Source organism: Phyllobacterium sp. P5_D12 (assembly GCF_054049495.1).
The window spans coordinates 1-2,777 of record NZ_JBFUMG010000568.1 but is presented as its reverse complement, the minus strand read 5'-3'; the positions used below and the strand labels follow the sequence as shown (position 1 = coordinate 2,777).

Annotated in this window: 4 protein-coding genes; all 4 read left to right on the top strand. The window is 57.6% G+C overall.

Features of this window, described 5'->3' with window-relative positions:
- The coding region (locus tag ACXJ5O_RS23600; protein WP_457302029.1) for a tripartite tricarboxylate transporter substrate-binding protein at positions 1-322 on the top strand (322 nt) is incomplete at its 5' end.
- A 56-nt stretch (positions 323-378) separates the two neighbouring features.
- Entirely contained in the window at positions 379-855 is a 477-nt protein-coding gene (locus ACXJ5O_RS23595; protein WP_457302028.1) for a tripartite tricarboxylate transporter TctB family protein, read from the top strand.
- Positions 855-2,351: a tripartite tricarboxylate transporter permease gene (locus tag ACXJ5O_RS23590; RefSeq protein ID WP_457302027.1), complete on the top strand. Its 1,497-nt coding sequence runs from the start codon at positions 855-857 to the stop codon at positions 2,349-2,351. Before ACXJ5O_RS23595 ends, ACXJ5O_RS23590 begins: the two co-directional genes overlap by 1 nt.
- The coding region (locus ACXJ5O_RS23585; protein ID WP_457302026.1) for an MmgE/PrpD family protein at positions 2,348-2,777 on the top strand (430 nt) is incomplete at its 3' end. The genes ACXJ5O_RS23590 and ACXJ5O_RS23585, both read left to right, overlap by 4 nt.

Below are 2,777 nucleotides of genomic sequence, written 5' to 3'. Positions count from 1 at the left end.
CGGCAAGATCACTTTGCTTGCCACCTTCAATCCTGAACGCATTACAGAGAAGCCGGATGTGCCGACTGTGAAGGAATCGGGGTTTGACGTCAGTCTTGTCAAATTCCGCGGCCTCGCCGGTCCCAAAGGTATTCCGGAGGCCACGACTGCAATCTGGGACGAAGCTGTAAAGAAGCTGCTTGAAGATCCGGATTACAAGAAGGCATATACCGAAGAAGTGCTCGTCCCTCAGTTTATCGCGCACAAGGACTATCCAGCTTTCATAGATAATTTTGGATCGACAACTGAGGCGTTCCTGAAGTCGACAGGCGCCATCAAATAGTGACGCGAGGGGATCGGCCACGTTGGCCGGTCCCTGTAGCGTGCGAGGGCCATCCTATGAACAAAGATCTTATCAGCGGCGTTGTCCTTCTTGCCGTCTCCGGGACGTATTATGCCTGGTCCAGCGAAATCGCCGACAGCACCTTGTCCGATGAAGTCGGCGCGACAGGTCTGCCGCATGTGCTGTCGGTCATCCTTGCCATTCTTGCTGTCCTTTTGATCGCACGTGCCATACTCCTCAGACGAGCCAGGGCGGCGACCGCAGCAGGCACTGATGATGACCAGGATGCCCACTTGCCCCGCGCCATCGGGTTTCTCCTTTTGGGCGCAGTTTACGTTTTTGTCCTCCCGTTTATTGGCTACGTCGCGGGCACTGCTCTGTTGATCGGCGCGGTTGCGCTCTACGAAGGGGCGCCGCGCAACTGGGTGGTATTGGCCGCGGCTGTCGGCGGTGCGGTGTTCTACTGGGCAATTTTCGTCAAACTRCTTGGCGTCCATCAGCCAGTAGGTTCACTTTTTCAAGGAATGTTCTGATGACCACATTCTGGGACATCATCCACCTGCTGACCGAGACCCCACTCTTCTTCGTTGCCATTGGCGGGCTTACCTGGGGCATTCTTGGTGGTGCTCTGCCGGGCATATCCGCGTCCATCACCATGGCGCTCGTTTTGCCCTTCACCTACACCATGGACCCGGCTCAAGCGATTGCACTCCTGGCATGCGTCTATATCGGTGCTGAATATGGCGGGTCGATCCCAGCTATTCTCATAAGGACGCCAGGAACCAACTCCTCGGCTGCGACGGTGATAGACGGCTATGAGATGAACCGGCAGGGGCGTGCCGGAGAGGCACTCGGCATCTCGCTTATGTCGGGCGTCGTTGGAAGTCTCTTTGGACTAGCGATGCTGATTTTGCTTACCGAGCCCCTATCCTGGCTGGCACTGGCCTTCACCCCACCATCCTATTTCGGCCTCGGCATCCTCGGCCTCAGCGTGATCGCCTCTATGAGCGGAGGGTCATTGATCAAGGGCCTTGCGGCCGCGACCGTCGGATTGATGATCGCGACCGTTGGCACGGATCCGATCTCCGGCGTTACCCGCTTCACCTTCGATATTCCCGATCTCCTCGGTGGGATCGAACCCGTACTCGTCATGGTTGGTCTGTTCGCACTTACCGAGCTCATGAGCCAATCCGGCTCGTCGACCGTCCTGCAATTGAACGAGACGATCAGGATCAGGCTGCCAAGCTGGTCGATGATGAACAAGCTCAAGCGCTCGCAGACCATCGGTTGCATTCTTGGATTGTTCGAAGGATTGACCCCGGGAGGCGGGGGATCCATCGCCGCGTTCATGTCCTACAACGAAGCAAAGCGCTGGTCGAAAACACCGCAGCTATTCGGCAAAGGCTCGGAGGAAGGCGTCGCAGCGCCGGAAGCTGCCAATAACACGGTGGCAAGTACAGCGCTGATCCCGCTACTCAGCTTCGGTATCCCAAGCTCCAATTCTACAGCCGTCCTGCTTGGTGGCTTGCTGATGCATGGTCTGATCCCTGGCCCGCGCCTCTTTGAGCAGAGCGCGCAGGTCATCGACAGTATCTATGTCGGCTCGTTCATCGCTATCATCGCGCAGATCGGYGTCGGAATGATCATCCTGCCCGCGTGCATCTGGCTCGTTAACAGACCCAGAGCCTATCGTGCAGGGTTCATTTTTGCCCTGATCCTGTCGGGCATCTTCACGCTGAACAACAGCCTGTTCGATCTCGGCATTGCACTTGCACTCGGCATGGTTGGCTATCTTATGAGGATCGCCGGTTTCCCCGTGCTGCCGATGATCCTTGGTGTCGTGCTCGGCCACATGGTGGAATCGAGCTATCGCCGGTCGCTCGTTCTGTCAGGCGGCGATCACATGATATTCCTTCAGGATCCGATCGCCGTTTGCCTGCTGTCGATCGCTCTCATCTTCGTCGTCTTTTCGCTTAGCCGCGAATTCCGCGACGCCCGCAAGACCAAAATCGAGGAAGCGCATTCATGAACCATTCCGTCCCGACATCTACGCCTGTGGCGGTCAAACTGGCGGCCTTTGCCGAGGAGGCCGCGCCACCATCTGCGGTCGCTGATGTCTGCCGTCGCCTGATATTCGATATTATCGGTCTTTCCATCGCTGCAAGACACACGGACTATGTCCGCGCCGCGCTTGCCAGTGCAGTGGATGAAGGGTCGTGTACGGCCTACGGTCATGATCGCGGCCTCGGGTTCTACGATGCCGCGCTCGTCAATGGTACAGCCGCCCACGGAGAAGACTATGACGACACTTTTGAGGGCGGGCCCATCCACGCCGGTGCGGTGATCGTCTCGGCTGTCTTGGCGATCGCCGAAAAACGCGGTCTCGATGGCAAGGCAGTGATGCGCGGCATTGCGGTTGGTTCCGAATTGATGTGCCAGATGAGCCTTGTTGCAC